Below are 15,108 nucleotides of genomic sequence, written 5' to 3'. Positions count from 1 at the left end.
GCGCGCCGTCGGGCCCGCCAGGCCGTCGCCGGGCCCGGAGGATCCCTCCCCCAGGGCCATGTCGCCCGCGCTCAGAGCGCGTCGGGCCCGCGCTCGCCGGTCCGGACCCGGACGGCCGTGTCGACCGGCACGGACCAGACCTTGCCGTCCCCGATCTTGCCGGTTCTGGCGGCCTTGACGATGACGTCGGTGACGTGGTCGGCGTCGTCGTCCTCCACCAGGACCTCGATCCGGATCTTGGGGACGAGGTCGACGGTGTACTCGGCACCGCGGTACACCTCGGTGTGGCCGCGCTGACGGCCGTAGCCGCTGGCCTCGGTCACGGTGAGGCCGTGCACACCGGAGGCCTGGAGTGCTTCCTTGATCTCGTCGAGCCGGTGCGGCTTCACGACGGCGGTGATCAGCTTCATGCGTCGACCTTCCTGGCCTGGGCGTGTTCGTCGACCGGCGGGACGAGACCGACGCCGCCGACGGTGCGGTGGGCCGTGCCGCCGCCCGCGCCGCTGAAGTCGTAGGCGGTCTCGGCGTGCTCGGTGCGGTCGATGCCGGCGACCTCGTCGTCCTCGGTGACCCGCATGCCGAGGGCCTTGTCGACGAGGAAGGCCAGCACCGCGGAGGCCACCAGCGAATAGGCGAGGACGGCGAAGACGCCGGCCGCCTGCTTGCCGAGCTGGTCGAGCCCGCCGCCGTAGAAGAGGCCCTTGGCGTCGGACTGCACGCCGCCCGTGGCGAAGAACCCGATGAGCAGGGAGCCCACCACACCGCCGACCAGGTGGACGCCGACCACGTCGAGGGAGTCGTCATAGCCGAGCTTGAACTTGAGGCCGACGGCCATGGCGCACAGCAGGCCCGCGATGGCGCCCACGGCTATCGCGCCTAGCGGGCTGACGCAGCCGCCGGAGGGCGTGATGGCGACCAGCCCCGCGACCGCGCCGGAGGCGGCGCCGAGGGTGGTGAAGGTGCCGTGCCGGAGCTTTTCGTAGCCGAGCCAGGCCAGCATGGCGGCTGCGGTGGCGACCTGTGTGTTGACGAACATCACGGCGCCCACACCGTCGTCGTTGCCGAGCCACGAGCCGGCGTTGAAGCCGAACCAGCCGAACCACAGCAGACCTGCGCCCAGCATCACGAGCGGCAGGCTGTGCGGGCGCATGGGGTCCTTCTTGAACCCGACGCGCTTGCCGATGACCAGGATGACGCCGAGCGCCGCCGCACCGGCGTTGATGTGCACCGCGGTACCGCCCGCGAAGTCGATCACCCCGAGCTTGAAGGCCCAGCCGCCGGCACCCCAGACCCAGTGCGCCACCGGGAAGTAGACCACCGTCGCCCAGAGCGCGATGAACAGCGCCCAGGCCGTGAACTTCACCCGGTCGGCCAGGGCACCGCTGATCAGCGCGGGCGTGATGATCGCGAACATCAGCTGGAACACGGCGAAGACGTAGATCGGGATCGTGTAACCGGGCCAGAGCTGGGTGAGGCCTATACCGCTCAGGCCCACGAAGTGCCCGTCCCAGCCGACGATGCCGCCGTGGTCGGTGCCGAACGCGGCGGAGAAGCCGTAGAGCACCCACAGGATGGTGACGATCCCCAGGCTGATGAAGCTCATCATCAGCATGTTCAGGGCGCTCTTGACGCGGACCATACCTCCGTAGAAGAAGGCGAGGCCCGGTGTCATGAGCATCACCAGGGCGGAGCAGATGAGCATGAACCCGGTATTGGCGGCGGACAACTGCGGGGTGTCCGCGGCCAGGGTGATGCCTGGGGGCATCGGTGTCTCCTCGTCGTCGGTACGGCCCGTGGTGCGGGCCGGGCGAGTGCGGTCGTGAGGGGGGTCGGCCAGTTCGGCTGAGCGTTCCGCAGTGCCGTTTCGGTCGATGCCGCAGCATGTTTCGCGAGGGTGACGAAGGCTGCCCGTGTGTTACGCAGCGGTGAACTCGGGTGTCCTCGGCGCGGTGCTTCGTTACCATGTCGCAACCACGACAGAGCGGCGCCCTCGGATGGGCGCCGCTTGCGGTGTGGCGGATGTCAGGGGCCCCGCGGGCGGGGCCGCGCCGGGCGTGTGGCGGAGGGCCGGGCGGGTGTGCGGGCGCCGGGACGCCTGGGCGTGTGGTGCGGGTCAGACGGTCGCCGCCGCCTCCGGGAGGTGGACGGCGAGCTGCTCGGAGAGGTCGTCGACGGCTGCGAGGCCGGGGTAGTCGCGGGTCACGGTGTCGACGGTGGTGCGGATGCGGGTGTTGACGCGCTCCGAGCGGACCTTCTTGGCGATGCCGAACGCCTCCCGGGTGAGGGCGGCGCTCTGCTCCGGCTCCCGTTTCAGCAGGTGCACGGTGGCGAGGCCCATCAGGTTGAGGGCGTAGGAGCGCTGGTGCTCGCGGTCGGGTGCGAAGAGCTCGACGGAGCGCGCCATGGCGGGCTCGGCGAGGGTGGCGTAGGTGGGGCTGCGGCCTGCGACCCGGGCCAGGTCGCGGTAGGAGTGGCCGTTCTCCCCGTGCAGCTCGGCCTCGGTGAAGAAGCGGATCCAGTCGGGCTCGGGCTCGGTGCCGTCGAGGGCGTCGGCGAAGGTGTCCTCGGCCATCCGGACGGCCCGCTTGCACTTGCCGGGCTGGCCCATGTTGGCGTAGGCGCGGGCCTCCATCGCATACAGCATGGACTGGGTGCGCGCTCCTGCGCAGTCGCGGCTGCCGTACTGGGCGAGGTGGATCAGCTCCAGGGCGTCGTCGGGCCGCCGGAGGTGGATCATCTGGCGGCTCATGCTGGAGAGGATGTACGACCCGAGGGACTTGTCGCCGGCTTCCTTGGCGGCGTGCAGCGCGAGCACGAAGTACTTCTGGGCGGTGGGCTGGAGGCCGATGTCGTAGCTCATCCAGCCGGCCAGCTCGGCGAGTTCGGCGGCGACCTTGAAGAGGCGCTTCCTGGTGGGCTCGGGGTGGGGCTCCTGGAGAAGGTCCGTGACTTCGTGGAGCTGGCCGACGACGGCCTTGCGCCTTAAGCCGCCGCCGCACTGGGCGTCCCATTTGCGGAACATCACCGTGGTGGCCTCTAGCAGCTCCAGCTCCGGCTGGGAGAGGCGGCCGGGGCGGCGCGGGGTGGCCTGGGCGGCGGGCTCGGTCGCCGGGGCGGCCGGGGAGGGCACCAGCCAGCGCTGCAGCGGCTCGACGAGGGCGGGTCCCGCCGCGAGCGAGAGCGAGGTGCCGAGGAAGCCGCGCCGGGCCAGCATGAGGTCGCTGCGGGAGAACTCGCTGATCATCGCGACCGTCTGCGGGCCGGTCCAGGGCAGGTCGACGCCGGAGGCGGAGGGCGGCCTGTGCGGGGCGCGCAGGCCGAGGTCCTCGACGGCGACGACACAGCCGAAACGCTCGGAGAACAGGTCGGAGAGGATGCGTGGGATGGGCTCGCGGGGGTTCTCCCCGTCGAGCCAGCGGCGGACGCGGGAGGTGTCGGTGGAGATGTGGTTGGCGCCGAGCTGACGGGCTCTGCGGTTGACCTGGCGGGCCAGCTCGCCCTTGGACCAGCCGCTGCGTACGAACCAGGAGCCGAGCAGCTCATTGGGCCGCTTCTCGGCATGCGTGCCACCTTCGCCCCTGCCGACCACTAACGCCCCCATTTCCGAAGCCCACTTGTGTGTGCGGTGCGTGTCCAGCCGTACCAGAATGCCGCGCCGCGCGGCGGCCCGTCCGATATGTGGAACCGGCCGGTATCCGCCGGTATCCGCCGGAATTCGTGGATACCGGGTCATTCCGCGGAGGCCGGCTTGTGCGCATCTCCACTCGGCGTCCGCGCGGTAGGCGGGAGCGGCGTGCCGTCTGCATGCCCGACGTGCCCGACCGACGTGCCACATCCAGGATTGTGTACTCAAAGTAACGCCGCAGTCACCCCTTCGGCCAGGGGGATTATCGAAACGCCACCATTCGCCACCCCTTCGAATGAACTCCCCTGGCACTCCGCACGATTCACTTGACACATCACAGTCGACAAGGCGACGAGCCGGAAGCGGATGGAACGAAGTGCGCCGGGGCGCGCGGACGTCTGGCGCACCACCCACAGCGCCACAAGACGCCGCCATAACGGGACGGCTTCCGGGATGACGGGACGAATCCCGGGACAGAGGACCTAAGTGAGAACTGAGCGTCACGGACCGATTTCTTTGAGTGACCAGCGGCGTACTGGACCTGTTGGAGGGGGCATGGGTTTCACGATCGGCGGCAGCCGCGAGCTGCGGCCCGGTGCGCCTCGGTCGGGTGCGTCGCGGCCGGGTGCCCTGCGGTCCGGTGTGTTGCGGTCCGGTGTACTGCGGTCGGGGGTGCGCCGTCGCGGCCGGGCGTCGGAGTGCACCCTCGCGGCCGAGTTCACGGGGCTGTGGGGGTGGGATGTCGTTCCGGGCGCGCGGGCCGTGGCGGGTACCTGCTCCTGCGGGCGTGCGGACTGCCCGGCGCCCGGCGCCCATCCCTTCGACTTCGCCCCCGTCGTACCCGCCGGGGCCACGCTCGACGAGGTGAGCCTGACGTGGGCGCGCTTTCCCGGTGCCGCCGCGATGCTCCGGGTGGGGGGTGCCTTCGACGTGATCGAGGTGCCGGAGGCGGCGGGACGGCATGCGCTGGTGCGGCTGGAGCGGATGGCGTTGCCGCTCGGGCCTGTGGCGCTGACGCCCGGTGGCCGCGCGCAGTTCTTCGTCGCGCCCGGGGCGGCCGCCGAGCTCCCGGTGCTGCTGTACCGGATGGGGTGGGACGGGGCGGACCTCGATCTGTGCGGGCGGGGGCCCGGCGAGTACATCACGGCTCCGCCGTTCGATCGGGGGGGTCTGGGGGCGGTGCGGTGGCTGCGGGCTCCCGAAGTCGACATGGCGAGTGGGGGGCGGGAGGCGCCGGAGGCGCGGTTGGTGTTGGGGACGCTTGCGTATATGGCGCACAGGGCGCCGTTTGCCGGGTGACCCGGGGTGGCCGGCGGACCGGAACCGCCGCCGCCGCACCACCGGCCGGTGGTGACCCGTCGCGCGATTCCCCGCGCCCCTTCTGGGGCGCGCCCAGCCCCTTGCGGTCGCCTCCCCGCCCCGGCCGGTGGACGGTTTCGCGCAGTTCCCCGCGCCCCTTCCAGGGCCGCGCCCAGCCCCCCGCGGTCGCCTCCCCGCCACCGGCCAGTGGCCCCTCCTCGCGCAGTTCCCCGCGCCCCTTCCAGGGCGCCCGTACAACCCGGCGGGGCGCAGCCCCGGCTTGAAGGGGCGCGGGGAACTGCGCGAACGGCCACGACGCAACCGTCGAATCGCCACCCACCGCAAGAGGCACCCCCGGACACACACCGGGACACCGGGACGCCGACCCGTAGCCGAGCCCGTAGCCGCGCCCCCTCGCGCACCCGCACCACCCGGCGGCGCGCAGCCCCGGGCCGAAGGGGCGCGGGGAACCGCGCGAACGGCCGCGACGCGAGCGTAGGATCGCCACCCGCCGTGGGGGGTCGGGGCGCCTGTCGGGCCAGCGGCCGGTGGCCGCTTCCGTGGGGGTGCCCGCACCCCTTCAGGGGCGCTACGCGCCGATGAGCGCGTCCACGAACGCGTCCGGTTCGAAGGGGGCCAGGTCGTCGGGGCCCTCGCCCAGGCCCACCAGCTTGACGGGGACGCCCAGCTCGCGCTGGACCGAGATGACGATGCCGCCCTTGGCGGTGCCGTCCAGCTTGGTGAGGACGATGCCGGTGACGTCCACGACCTCCGCGAACACCCTGGCCTGCACCAGGCCGTTCTGGCCGGTGGTGGCGTCCAGGACGAGCAGCACCTCGTCCACCGGGGCGTGCTTCTCGACGACCCGCTTGACCTTGCCCAGCTCGTCCATCAGCCCGGTCTTGGTGTGCAGCCGGCCCGCCGTGTCGATGAGGACGACGTCGGCGCCCGACTCGCTGCCCTGCTTGACGGCGTCGAACGCGACCGACGCCGGGTCGCCCGCCTCGGGACCGCGCACCGTCCGGGCCCCGACCCGCTCGCCCCAGGTCTGGAGCTGGTCGGCCGCGGCGGCGCGGAAGGTGTCCGCGGCACCGAGGATGACCGACCTCCCGTCGGCGACGAGGACCCGCGCCAGCTTGCCGGTGGTGGTGGTCTTGCCGGTGCCGTTGACACCGACGACCAGCACGATGCCGGGGGTGTCGAGGCCGGACTCGGTGTGCACGGTGCGGTCGAGGTCGGTACCGACCAGCGTCAGCAGTTCCTCGCGGAGCAGGGTGCGCAGCTCCTCCGGGGTGCGGGTGCCGAGCACCTTCACGCGCTCCCGCAGCCGGCCGACCAGCTCCTGGGTGGGCGCCACGCCGACGTCCGCGGTCAGCAGGGTGTCCTCCACCTCCTCCCAGGTCTCCTCGTCCAGGTGCTCGCGGGAGAGCAGCGTGAGCAGGCCCTTGCCGAGCGCGGTCTGCGACCGCGAAAGACGGGCGCGCAGCCGCACCAGGCGGCCCGCGGCGGGCTCGGGGACCTCGATGGCCGGCGGTGCCTCGGGCTCGGTGACCACGGGGGCGGGCGGCTCGGCCTCGACGGTGGGCGCCCCGGTGTCCTGGGGCGCGCCGCCCGGCTCGCCCTCCTTCGGGGCCTGGGGCCGCGGCGGTGCGGTGATGTCGGGGGTCTGGGTGGGCGCCTCGGCCTGCGGGGGTGTCTGCCGCTTCTTCCTGCGGCTGCCGATCACGAGCCCGCTGAGCGCGCCGATCACGACCACGGCGATGACTACAGCAAGGATGACGGTTTCCATAACGCCCCCAGTATCAGGTATCGCGGCGTCCCGGGAGCCGGGGCGCCACCGGGACGCCCCGGACGCCGCCCACGGCCACAGCCGTATGCCTCGTATGCCTCGGTTCCGCACCGGCCGGCGGGGGGCGGCTCACTCCCCCGGCCCGGCCCCGAAAGCGCCCCGGGCCGCCCCTGGTCCGGCCCCGAGACGGCCCTGGCCCGCTCCCGGTCCGTCGCCCGCACCGGCCCACCCGATCCCCGCTTTTGGACTTTCCTCACATATCACCGATCCGACCTGGAAGGACGTCACGGAAGTCTCACAGGGCAGTGCAATGGAACGATGGAGGCAGCGGACACCGGCGGCAGCAGACAGAGGACCCGACGAGGAATGGGAGAGCCGAGAGGTGAAGTTCCTTCTCGAAGTCGACATCGACGAGACGCTGCCCGGCGTGGAGCCGGCCCGGGAGCTGGGCCGCATCCTGCGCTACTGGGGCGGTTGCCTCCGCCACCACGAGCTGCGGCCCGGCGCCGGCTCGGCCGTCTACGACTCGGCGTACCGCGAGGTGGGCCGCTGGAGCGTCACCGGCGCCCCGGAGGCGGCCGCGCCGGGCACCCCGGAACCGCAGACACCCCCACCGGCACCGGAACAGACACCCGCGCCGCAGGCCCCCTAGACGCACGGCTCCCCCGACCACCCGGCCCCTGGACGTACGACTCCCTGGACACCCGGCGCCCCGGACACCCGGCGCCCCGGACGTACGACTCCCGGACGCCGCACGCGACCGCCGCCCCGGCTCGGGCTCTGGCCGGGCCGGGGCGGCGGACGGATCGAGGAGACGGGCGGCGGGGACGGTCAGCCCATCTCCTCCAACGCCTTGCCCTTGGTCTCCGTCACGAACCTGACGACGAAGGGGATCGAGAGCACGGCGAAGGCGGTGTAGATGATGTACGTGCCGGAGAGGTTCCAGTCGGACAGCGACGGGAAGCTCGCGGTGATCGCCCAGTTCGCGATCCACTGGGCGGAGGCGGCGACGCCTAGCGCGGCGGCGCGGAGCCTGTTCGGGAAGATCTCGCCGAGCAGGACCCAGACGACGACGCCCCAGGAGAGCGCGAAGCAGAGCACGAAGAAGTGCGCCGCGATCAGCGCCACCCAGCCCTGTGTGGCCGGTAGCTTGCCGTTGATCAGGGGCGCCGAGAACGCCCAGGCCAGCAGCGCGAGCCCGACCGTCATGCCCGCGGAGCCGATCAGCGCCAGCGGCTTGCGCCCGATCCGGTCGACGAAGATCATCGCGATCACGGTGCCGATGATGTTGATGATCGACGTGGTGAAGGAGTAGAGGAACGACTCCGTGGGGTTCACGCCGACCGACTGCCACAGCGTGGCCGAGTAGTAGAACGCGACGTTGATGCCGACGAGCTGCTGGAAGGCGGAGAGCCCGATGCCGATCCACACGATCGGCTTGAAGTAGCCCCGGCCGCCGAGCAGGTCGCGGAACGTGGACTTGTGCTCGCGGCGCATGGCGTGCTCGATCTCGGCCAGCCGGGTGTCCAGGTCGACGTGGCGGCCCTCGACCTCGGCCAGCACCTCACGGGCCTTGGCGTGCCGGCCCGCGGAGATCAGGTAACGGGGCGACTCGGGGATGGCGAAGGACAGCGTGCCGTACAGGACGGACGGGATCACCATCACGCCCAGCATCACCTGCCAGGCCTCCAGGCCGAGCAGGCTGCCGCGCTGGTCGCCGTGGGCGGCGTTCAGCAGGCCCCAGTTGACGAGCTGCGAGAGCGCGATGCCGACGACGATCGCGGCCTGCTGGAAGGAGGCGAGCCGGCCGCGGTAGGCGGGCGGGGAGACCTCGGCGATATAGGCCGGGCCGATGACGGAGGCCATGCCGATGGCGAAGCCGCCGATGACCCGCCACATGGCGAGGTCCCACAGCGCGAACGGCAGCGCGGAGCCGACGGCGCTGACGGTGAAGAGCACCGCGGCGATCCGCATGCACAGGATCCGGCCGATGCGGTCGGCTATCCGGCCGGCCGTGGCGGCGCCGATCGCACAGCCGATCAGCGCGACGGCGATGACCTGAGCCAGCGCGGCAGGGCCGATGTCGTAGCGGGAGCGGATGGCCTCGACGGCGCCGTTGATGACGGAGCTGTCGTACCCGAAGAGGAAGCCGCCCATCGCGGCCGCCGCCGCGATGAAGATGACGTGTCTGAGGTGCTCGGGGTGCGCTTCCCTGGCGGACGGTGTTGCCGCTGTGCTGGTCACTGCGTACTCCTCGGGCCGACGACAAGACTGCCGCGGTGGGGGCGAGCACCTCCAGTGGCGCACACCGGTGCGTTGCCCACCACCTGAAACGTAAAAGCAATGTTGCCGAGGCTATCCATTCAAGTATCGAAGTCAATAGGCCTGGATGAAGAGATACTCCGTCGGCAGGTGATGATTGGATTCAAGATGTGAACGAATGACTGAGGGCGGCGCCCTCACCAGGGCTGTTCCTCAGCGCAGCCGCTGGCTGATCACCTTGGAGACGCCGTCGCCCTGCATCGAGACGCCGTAGAGGGCGTCGGCGACCTCCATCGTGCGCTTCTGGTGGGTGATCACAATGAGCTGCGAGGCCTCCTGCAGCTCCTGCATGATGCGGATCAGCCGCTGGAGGTTGGTGTCGTCCAGGGCCGCCTCCACCTCGTCCATCACATAGAACGGGCTCGGGCGCGCCTTGAAGATCGACACCAGCAGCGCCACCGCGGTCAGGGACCGTTCGCCGCCGGACAGCAGGGAGAGCCGCTTGACCTTCTTGCCGGGGGGTCTCGCCTCGACCTCCACGCCGGTGGTCAGCATGTTGTCGGGATCCGTGAGGATCAGCCGGCCGTCACCTCCGGGGAACAGCCGCGAGAAGACGCCCTCGAACTCCCTGGCGGTGTCCCGGTAGGCCTCCGTGAAGACCTGCTCGACACGCTCGTCGACCTCCTTGACGACCTGGAGGAGGTCGGCGCGGGTCTTCTTGAGGTCCTCAAGCTGCTCGGAGAGGAATTTGTGACGTTCCTCCAGAGCGGCGAACTCCTCCAGCGCCAGTGGGTTGACCTTCCCGAGCTGCTGGTAGGCACGCTCGGCCGCCTTCAGCCGCTTCTCCTGCTGGCCGCGCACGAACGGCGTGGGTCTGTTGCGCGGGTGCTCGGGGTCCTCGGGAAGCTCCTCGCCCTCGGCGGGCGGTGACGGCGGCACAAGCTGGTCGGGGCCGTACTCGGCGATCAGACCTGCGGGTTCCACGCCCAGTTCCTCCAGTGCCTTCGTCTCCAGCTGCTCGATCCGCAGCCGCTTTTCGGCACCGAGTACCTCACCGCGGTGAACTGAATCCGTCAGCTTGTCGAGTTCGGCCTTGAGGTCGCGGCCCTGTGCGCGAGCCGCCGTCAACTCCTGTTCGCGGGCGGCCTTGGCCTGCTCCGCCGCGGCGCGCTCGGCGTCGGCGCGCACCACGGAGACCTCGACGTGCGCCAGCAGCTGGCGCGCGCCGCGGGCCACCGCGTCGGCGACCGTGGCCTCGTGCCGCAGCCGGGCCCTGCGCTGTTCGGCACGCGCGCGTGCCTCGCGTTCCGCGCGTGCCGCGCGGTCGAGCGAGTCGGCCCGCCCCGCCAGGCCCTTGACCCGCTCCTCGTGGGTGCGGACCTGGAGGCGGGCCTCCATCTCGGTCTGCCGGGCGTTGGCGCCGTCGGCGGAGAGCCGGTCGCGCAGCGAGGTGTCGGGCTCCTCGTCGGTGCCCGCGGTCTCCTCGGCGACGGCGAGCCGCTCGGCCAGCTCCTCGGCCTCCTGGGTGGCCCGCTCCAGCGCGTCCTGTGCCCGCGCGGCGGCCGCGGCGGCGCGCTCCGCCTCGCCCGCCGCTCCTCTGGCCTGCCCGGCCAGCCGGCCGAGCTGCTGCGCCACGGACGACTTCTCGCGGTCCACCACCCGCCGGCGCTCGGCCAGCTCCTCCACGCGGGCCGCGCACTCCGTGCGCCGCTCGGTGGCCTCGTGTTGTGCGGCCGTCAGCTCCTCGCACCGCTCCGCCAGCTCCTCCAGTTCCGCGGCGGCCTCGTCCACGGAGGCCTGTACCTCCAGGAGGCTGGGCGCGCCCGCGGAGCCGCCGTGCGCGAAGTGCGCCCCCAGCAGGTCTCCTTCGGCGGTGACGGCGGTCAGCCCGGGATGGGCGTAGACGAGGTCCTCGGCGTCCTCGAGGGTGCTGACGACCACGATGCCCCGGAGCAGGCGGCGCACGGCGGGCATCAGTTCCGCAGGACCGCGCACCAGGTCGGCGGCGCGCGGCGGGCCGGCCGGCGAGCCGGGCGCTGCCTGCCCGTCCGGGGAGGCGGGGGCCGGGGCGGCTTCGGGGCCCGCGGCCGCGTCGGCGGCCGGCGGCTGCTCCCCCGCGAGCAGCAGGGCGGCACGGCCCGCGTCCTGTTTGCGGAGCAGCCGGATGGCCTCGGCGGCCGACGCGGGGGTGGTGACGGCGATGGCGTCCGCGGCGGCGCCGAAGGCGGCGGCCACCGGGACCTCGTATCCCGGGGTCACCGTCAGGAGTTCCGCGGCCGGTCCGAGCAGGCCGGTCAGCCGGTCCTGGGCGGCCAGCAGGGCGCCGCTGCCGTCCTTGCGGCGCAGGCCGAGGGCGAGCGCCTCGTGGCGGGCGGCCACGGCGGCGCGCTTGCGCTCCGCGGCGGTGGCGGCCTCCCGGGCGGCGCCGGCCGCGCTCTCGGCCTCGGCGAGCGCGCTCCTGGCCGCCTCGTGCTCCGCGGCCAGCTCCTCGTCGCCCGCGTCGAGGCCGTCGACCTCCGCCTTGAGCTGTTCGTACTCCTCCTGGGCGGTGACCGCGCGCTCCTGTGCCTCGTCGCGGGCGGCGGCCAGCCGGTCGATCTCGGCCTGTGCGGAGGCGGCGCGGGACCGGGCGGCACCGGCCTGTGCGCCGAGCCGGGCCAGTCCCTCACGGCGGTCGGCGATGGCGCGGGCGGCGTCCTTGAGGCGGCGCTCCTCCAGCGCCAGTTCCCGCTCCAGCTCGGAGCGGTGCGCGACGGTGTCCTCCAGGGCGCGCTCCGCCGCCTCCAGCGCCGCCTCCAGCTCCGCCTCCTGCTCACGGATGCGGGCGGCCTCGCGCTCCAGGTCCTCCGGGTCGCGCCCGCGCCGCTCCTCGGGCTGCTGGGAGGTGGCGCTCTTCACACGGGCGTCAGCCAGCGAGATGGTGCCGCGCACCCGCTCCGCGAGCTGGGACAGCTCGTACCAGGTCTGCTGGGCGCGCTGGAGCCGGGGCGTGAGCCTGCGGACCTCGTCCTCCAGGGCGGCCTCCCTGCCGAGGGCCGCCTTCAGCTCGGACTCGGTGGCCTCCTTGCGCTCCTTCAGCGCGGCCTCGTCGGCGATCTCGGTCTGGAGAGCGGTGCGGAGCTGGACGAGGTCGTCGGCGAGCAGGCGGAGCCGGGCGTCGCGCAGGTCGGCCTGGATGACGGCGGCCCGGCGGGCGACGGCGGCCTGCCGGCCCAGCGGCTTGAGCTGGCGGCGGAGTTCGTCGGTGAGGTCCTGGACGCGGGCCAGGTTGGCCTGCATCGCGTCCAGCTTCCTGAGCGCCTTCTCCTTGCGCTTGCGGTGCTTGAGCACGCCCGCGGCCTCTTCGATGAAGGCGCGGCGCCCCATCGGGTCGCCGTGCAGCACCGAGTCCAGCTGGCCCTGCCCGACGATGACGTGCATCTCGCGGCCGATGCCGGAGTCGGAGAGCAGTTCCTGGATGTCGAGCAGCCGGCAGGTGTCGCCGTTGATCTGGTACTCGCTGCCGCCGTTGCGGAACATGATCCGCGTGATGGTGACCTCGGCGTACTCGATGGGCAGCGCGCCGTCCGTGTTGTCGATGGTGAGGGAGACCTCGGCGCGGCCGAGCGGGGGGCGACCGGTGGTGCCGGCGAAGATGACGTCCTCCATCTTGCCGCCGCGCAGCGACTTGGCGCCCTGCTCGCCCATCACCCAGGACAGTGCGTCCACGACGTTGGACTTGCCGGACCCGTTGGGTCCGACGACACAGGTGATGCCCGGCTCGAACCGCAGCGTCGTCGCCGACGCGAACGATTTGAAGCCACGCAGGGTCAGGGCCTTGAGGTGCACGCCGCCGCACTCTACCTTCCGGTTCCGGCGCCTCTGGGTGAACTCGCGGTTTCACCCAGGAACGTGCAGGGCACACCAGACGGTGAAGGAAGGGGAACAGAAGGACTCAAGAGCCCGTGGCGGGTGGGGCCACAGGGCAGCGCGAGGACCGGCCCGGCACGCCGGCGCGAGGGGCCGGCCGGCTGACCGCTCTGCGGGGCCGGAAGCGGACGGGTCCGGGGACGGGCCACCTGAGGGGCCGGGGAACGGGGCACCTGAAGAGGGGACAAGAAAGAAGGGACGCCGAGGCGTCCCTTGCAGTTCGGACCGTGGCTGATGAACAGCCCGTCCATCGGGTCAGCAGAGCAGAGCGTGGGTCAGGTGAGCGCGGGCTCCGCCTGGGGTACGTCGACGCTCTTCAGGAGCGAGTCGCCGTCGTGCGAAGCGGCAGCCGAGAGTGCGTCGTTCTCCGCCTGGATGCGTACGAGCTCGGATTCCAGGTCCTGGACGCGCTGCTGGAGCCGTCGCATCTCGGCGAGGAGTCGAGGGTCGGAGCCGCCGACATAACCGAGAAGCGCCTTTGCCATGATGGATGGTCCTCCATAATGAGTGACCGACCGTAGCGGTGTGGGTCGTGACTGAGGGATGTTCGCACCCGCGGTGTCCGGCTTCTTCTGATTGGTACTGCCGCTCTCGACGCCAAACAGTTAGGGTGCGCGGGGCTTCCAGAGTCTCACCAAAAAGTTTGACGGTCAACACGATCAAGCCCCGGCGGGCGGGGCTGCCCGGCGGCGCGCGGGGGCGTGGACACGGCGCGGCTACTGCTTCGGGGCCCGGGGGCGTGGAGATCATCCTCGCCTGCCCGGCCGCCTGCGGCAAGCCCTTTCTCCGCACCGACCAGGACGTTCTTCCGCACGGCCCGCTCCGTCACCGCCCGCCGCGCCCCGGGGCGCGGCGGGCCGCCACCGAGCGTCAGGCCTCCTGGAACCCTTCGTAGCCGCCGCGCGACGTGTCCCAGATCTCAGTGACTCCGTCGACCTTGCCGGGCGTGTCGCCGCTCCGCAACCACTCCAGCAGCCGCTCGGCCCGCTCCCGCGGGCCCTCGGCGACGACCTGGACCCGCCCGTCGGGCAGGTTGCGGGCGACACCGCTCAGGCCACCGATCTCCTTCGCCTTGGCCCGCGTGTACCAGCGGAAACCCACTCCCTGTACCCGCCCGCGCACCCAGGCGGTGAGCCGTACGTCGTCGTTCATGGCTGCACGCTAACCGCCCGATCGGTCCGCGGGCACCTCGGCCCCGGCCGGTATGGGGTAGCGTCCCGACCCAGCACACCTCACTCGTTCGAGTGAACTTTCGAGGGCATTGCCGACGCTGGGATCTGGAGGCGAGGACATGGGACGTCACCGACGCTCCGACACCGGACGCGCCACCCCGGACCGGGCGCCCGTGGCCATGGACCCGGACGCCGGGCGTGGCGAGCGTCCCCAGCCGGGCGCGCACCGCCATCGCAGGCGCGGCGCCGCCACCGTGCGCACGGGGCTGCTGGGCGTGTCCGCCGCGGTCGCGATGGGGGCCGTGGCGGTGGCGACCGGGGTGCTGCCCGGCGGCGGCTCGTTCTCCGTCGGCGGCGACGACGGCTCCGACCAGGTGCGCTCGGCCGGCGTCCCGACCGGCCTCAAGACCCAGGGCGGCACCGGCGGCAGCGCGGAGGGCACCGGCACCGCGCACCCGGACCACGGCACCGGCCACGCCACGTCGCCCGCGGCGAGACCTTCGCCGTCCGGGGACAGGGCCGCGCCCAAGGCGGCAGGCAGGACGCCGGCGGCGCGGACCCCGGACGGCAGGACCACACCACCCCCCGCCACCCACGGCACCGGCGGCACGTCCGCGTCCAGCGCCCCGCGGACCGCCTCCGCGCCCGCCACCACTGCGACCACGGCGTCCGCGGAGAGTGCGGCCGAGGCGCAGGTGCTGAGCCTGGTCAACCAGGAGCGCAGCAAGGCCGGCTGCCAGCCGCTGGACGCCGACAAGGCGCTGGCGCGGCTCGCGGCCGACTTCAGCGAGGAGATGGCCGACGAGGGCTTCTTCGACCACACGGACCCGCAGGGCCGCTCGCCCTGGGACCGGGCGGCCGCGGCGGGCATCAGCGGCCTCGGCGGCGAGAACATAGCGCGCGGCCAGGCGGACGCGGCGGCGGTGATGGACTCCTGGATGCACAGCGCCGGGCACCGCGCCAACATCCTCAACTGCGACTACCGGACCATCGGCGTCGGCGTCCACTTCGGGACCGGCGGGCCGTGGTGGACGGAGGACTTCGGCTTCTGA

At 72.5% G+C, this 15,108-nt stretch carries 11 protein-coding genes; 3 read left to right on the top strand and 8 right to left on the bottom strand.

From position 1 onward, the window contains the following. Positions 1 to 71 precede the first annotated feature (71 nt). The 3 genes from ACSMXW_RS27425 to nsdA form a co-directional block, all read right to left on the bottom strand. Entirely contained in the window at positions 72 to 410 is a 339-nt protein-coding gene (locus tag ACSMXW_RS27425; RefSeq protein WP_485800144.1) for a P-II family nitrogen regulator, read from the bottom strand. Beyond that, complete coding sequence (locus ACSMXW_RS27420; protein WP_485800142.1) at positions 407 to 1,765, bottom strand: ammonium transporter; 1,359 nt, start codon at positions 1,763 to 1,765, stop codon at positions 407 to 409. Before ACSMXW_RS27420 ends, ACSMXW_RS27425 begins: the two co-directional genes overlap by 4 nt. Before the next feature lie 348 nt (positions 1,766 to 2,113). Then, positions 2,114 to 3,601, bottom strand: coding sequence for a transcriptional repressor NsdA (gene nsdA, locus ACSMXW_RS27415; RefSeq protein WP_485800141.1), 1,488 nt, complete (start codon positions 3,599 to 3,601; stop codon positions 2,114 to 2,116). Between the two features lie 579 nt (positions 3,602 to 4,180). On the opposite strand from nsdA, the gene ACSMXW_RS27410 reads away from it, so the two are divergent. Continuing rightward, positions 4,181 to 4,924 (top strand): bifunctional DNA primase/polymerase, encoded by a 744-nt coding sequence (locus ACSMXW_RS27410; protein WP_485800139.1) that lies wholly within the window; start codon positions 4,181 to 4,183, stop codon positions 4,922 to 4,924. Between the two features lie 589 nt (positions 4,925 to 5,513). Here the strand turns inward: ACSMXW_RS27410 and ftsY are convergent. Next, on the bottom strand, positions 5,514 to 6,713 hold the full coding sequence (gene ftsY, locus ACSMXW_RS27405) for a signal recognition particle-docking protein FtsY (protein WP_485800137.1): 1,200 nt from the start codon (positions 6,711 to 6,713) through the stop codon (positions 5,514 to 5,516). Positions 6,714 to 7,095: 382 nt separating this feature from the next. Here ftsY and ACSMXW_RS27400 point away from each other — a divergent pair, with 382 nt between their 5' ends. Then, positions 7,096 to 7,365: a hypothetical protein gene (locus tag ACSMXW_RS27400; protein WP_485800135.1), complete on the top strand. Its 270-nt coding sequence runs from the start codon at positions 7,096 to 7,098 to the stop codon at positions 7,363 to 7,365. A 179-nt stretch (positions 7,366 to 7,544) separates the two neighbouring features. Here the strand turns inward: ACSMXW_RS27400 and ACSMXW_RS27395 are convergent, their stop codons facing one another. The 4 genes from ACSMXW_RS27395 to ACSMXW_RS27380 all read right to left on the bottom strand — a co-directional run bounded on the left by ACSMXW_RS27395 (position 7,545) and on the right by ACSMXW_RS27380 (position 14,036). Continuing rightward, a complete protein-coding gene (locus tag ACSMXW_RS27395; protein ID WP_485800133.1) occupies positions 7,545 to 8,957 on the bottom strand; it encodes a sugar porter family MFS transporter in 1,413 nt (470 codons plus the stop codon). A gap of 231 nt (positions 8,958 to 9,188) precedes the next feature. Further along, positions 9,189 to 12,803 carry a chromosome segregation protein SMC gene (smc, locus tag ACSMXW_RS27390; RefSeq protein WP_485800131.1) on the bottom strand — a complete coding sequence of 1,205 codons (3,615 nt, stop codon included), beginning with the start codon at positions 12,801 to 12,803 and terminating at the stop codon, positions 9,189 to 9,191. A 356-nt stretch (positions 12,804 to 13,159) separates the two neighbouring features. Further along, complete coding sequence (locus ACSMXW_RS27385) at positions 13,160 to 13,369, bottom strand: hypothetical protein (RefSeq protein WP_485800129.1); 210 nt, start codon at positions 13,367 to 13,369, stop codon at positions 13,160 to 13,162. A 385-nt stretch (positions 13,370 to 13,754) separates the two neighbouring features. Beyond that, on the bottom strand, positions 13,755 to 14,036 hold the full coding sequence (locus ACSMXW_RS27380; RefSeq protein ID WP_485800128.1) for an acylphosphatase: 282 nt from the start codon (positions 14,034 to 14,036) through the stop codon (positions 13,755 to 13,757). A 139-nt stretch (positions 14,037 to 14,175) separates the two neighbouring features. Between ACSMXW_RS27380 and ACSMXW_RS27375 the strand changes: the two genes are divergently transcribed. Then, entirely contained in the window at positions 14,176 to 15,108 is a 933-nt protein-coding gene (locus ACSMXW_RS27375) for a CAP domain-containing protein (RefSeq protein ID WP_485800127.1), read from the top strand.

The organism is Streptomyces sp. DSM 116793, assembly GCF_057320905.1.
Note: the sequence above shows the minus strand (reverse complement) of the source record. Positions and strands in the feature narration are given on the sequence as shown.

What these genes read in the sequence shown, in the direction of transcription:
- ACSMXW_RS27425 (WP_485800144.1), bottom strand. Translation starts at nt 410, where the DNA reads ATGAAGCTGATCACCGCCGTCGTGAAGCCGCACCGGCTCGACGAGATC.
- ACSMXW_RS27420 (WP_485800142.1), bottom strand. Translation starts at nt 1,765, where the DNA reads ATGCCCCCAGGCATCACCCTGGCCGCGGACACCCCGCAGTTGTCCGCC.
- nsdA (WP_485800141.1), bottom strand. Translation starts at nt 3,601, where the DNA reads ATGGGGGCGTTAGTGGTCGGCAGGGGCGAAGGTGGCACGCATGCCGAG.
- ACSMXW_RS27410 (WP_485800139.1), top strand. Translation starts at nt 4,181, where the DNA reads ATGGGTTTCACGATCGGCGGCAGCCGCGAGCTGCGGCCCGGTGCGCCT.
- ftsY (WP_485800137.1), bottom strand. Translation starts at nt 6,713, where the DNA reads ATGGAAACCGTCATCCTTGCTGTAGTCATCGCCGTGGTCGTGATCGGC.
- ACSMXW_RS27385 (WP_485800129.1), bottom strand. Translation starts at nt 13,369, where the DNA reads ATGGCAAAGGCGCTTCTCGGTTATGTCGGCGGCTCCGACCCTCGACTC.
- ACSMXW_RS27380 (WP_485800128.1), bottom strand. Translation starts at nt 14,036, where the DNA reads ATGAACGACGACGTACGGCTCACCGCCTGGGTGCGCGGGCGGGTACAG.
- ACSMXW_RS27375 (WP_485800127.1), top strand. Translation starts at nt 14,176, where the DNA reads ATGGGACGTCACCGACGCTCCGACACCGGACGCGCCACCCCGGACCGG.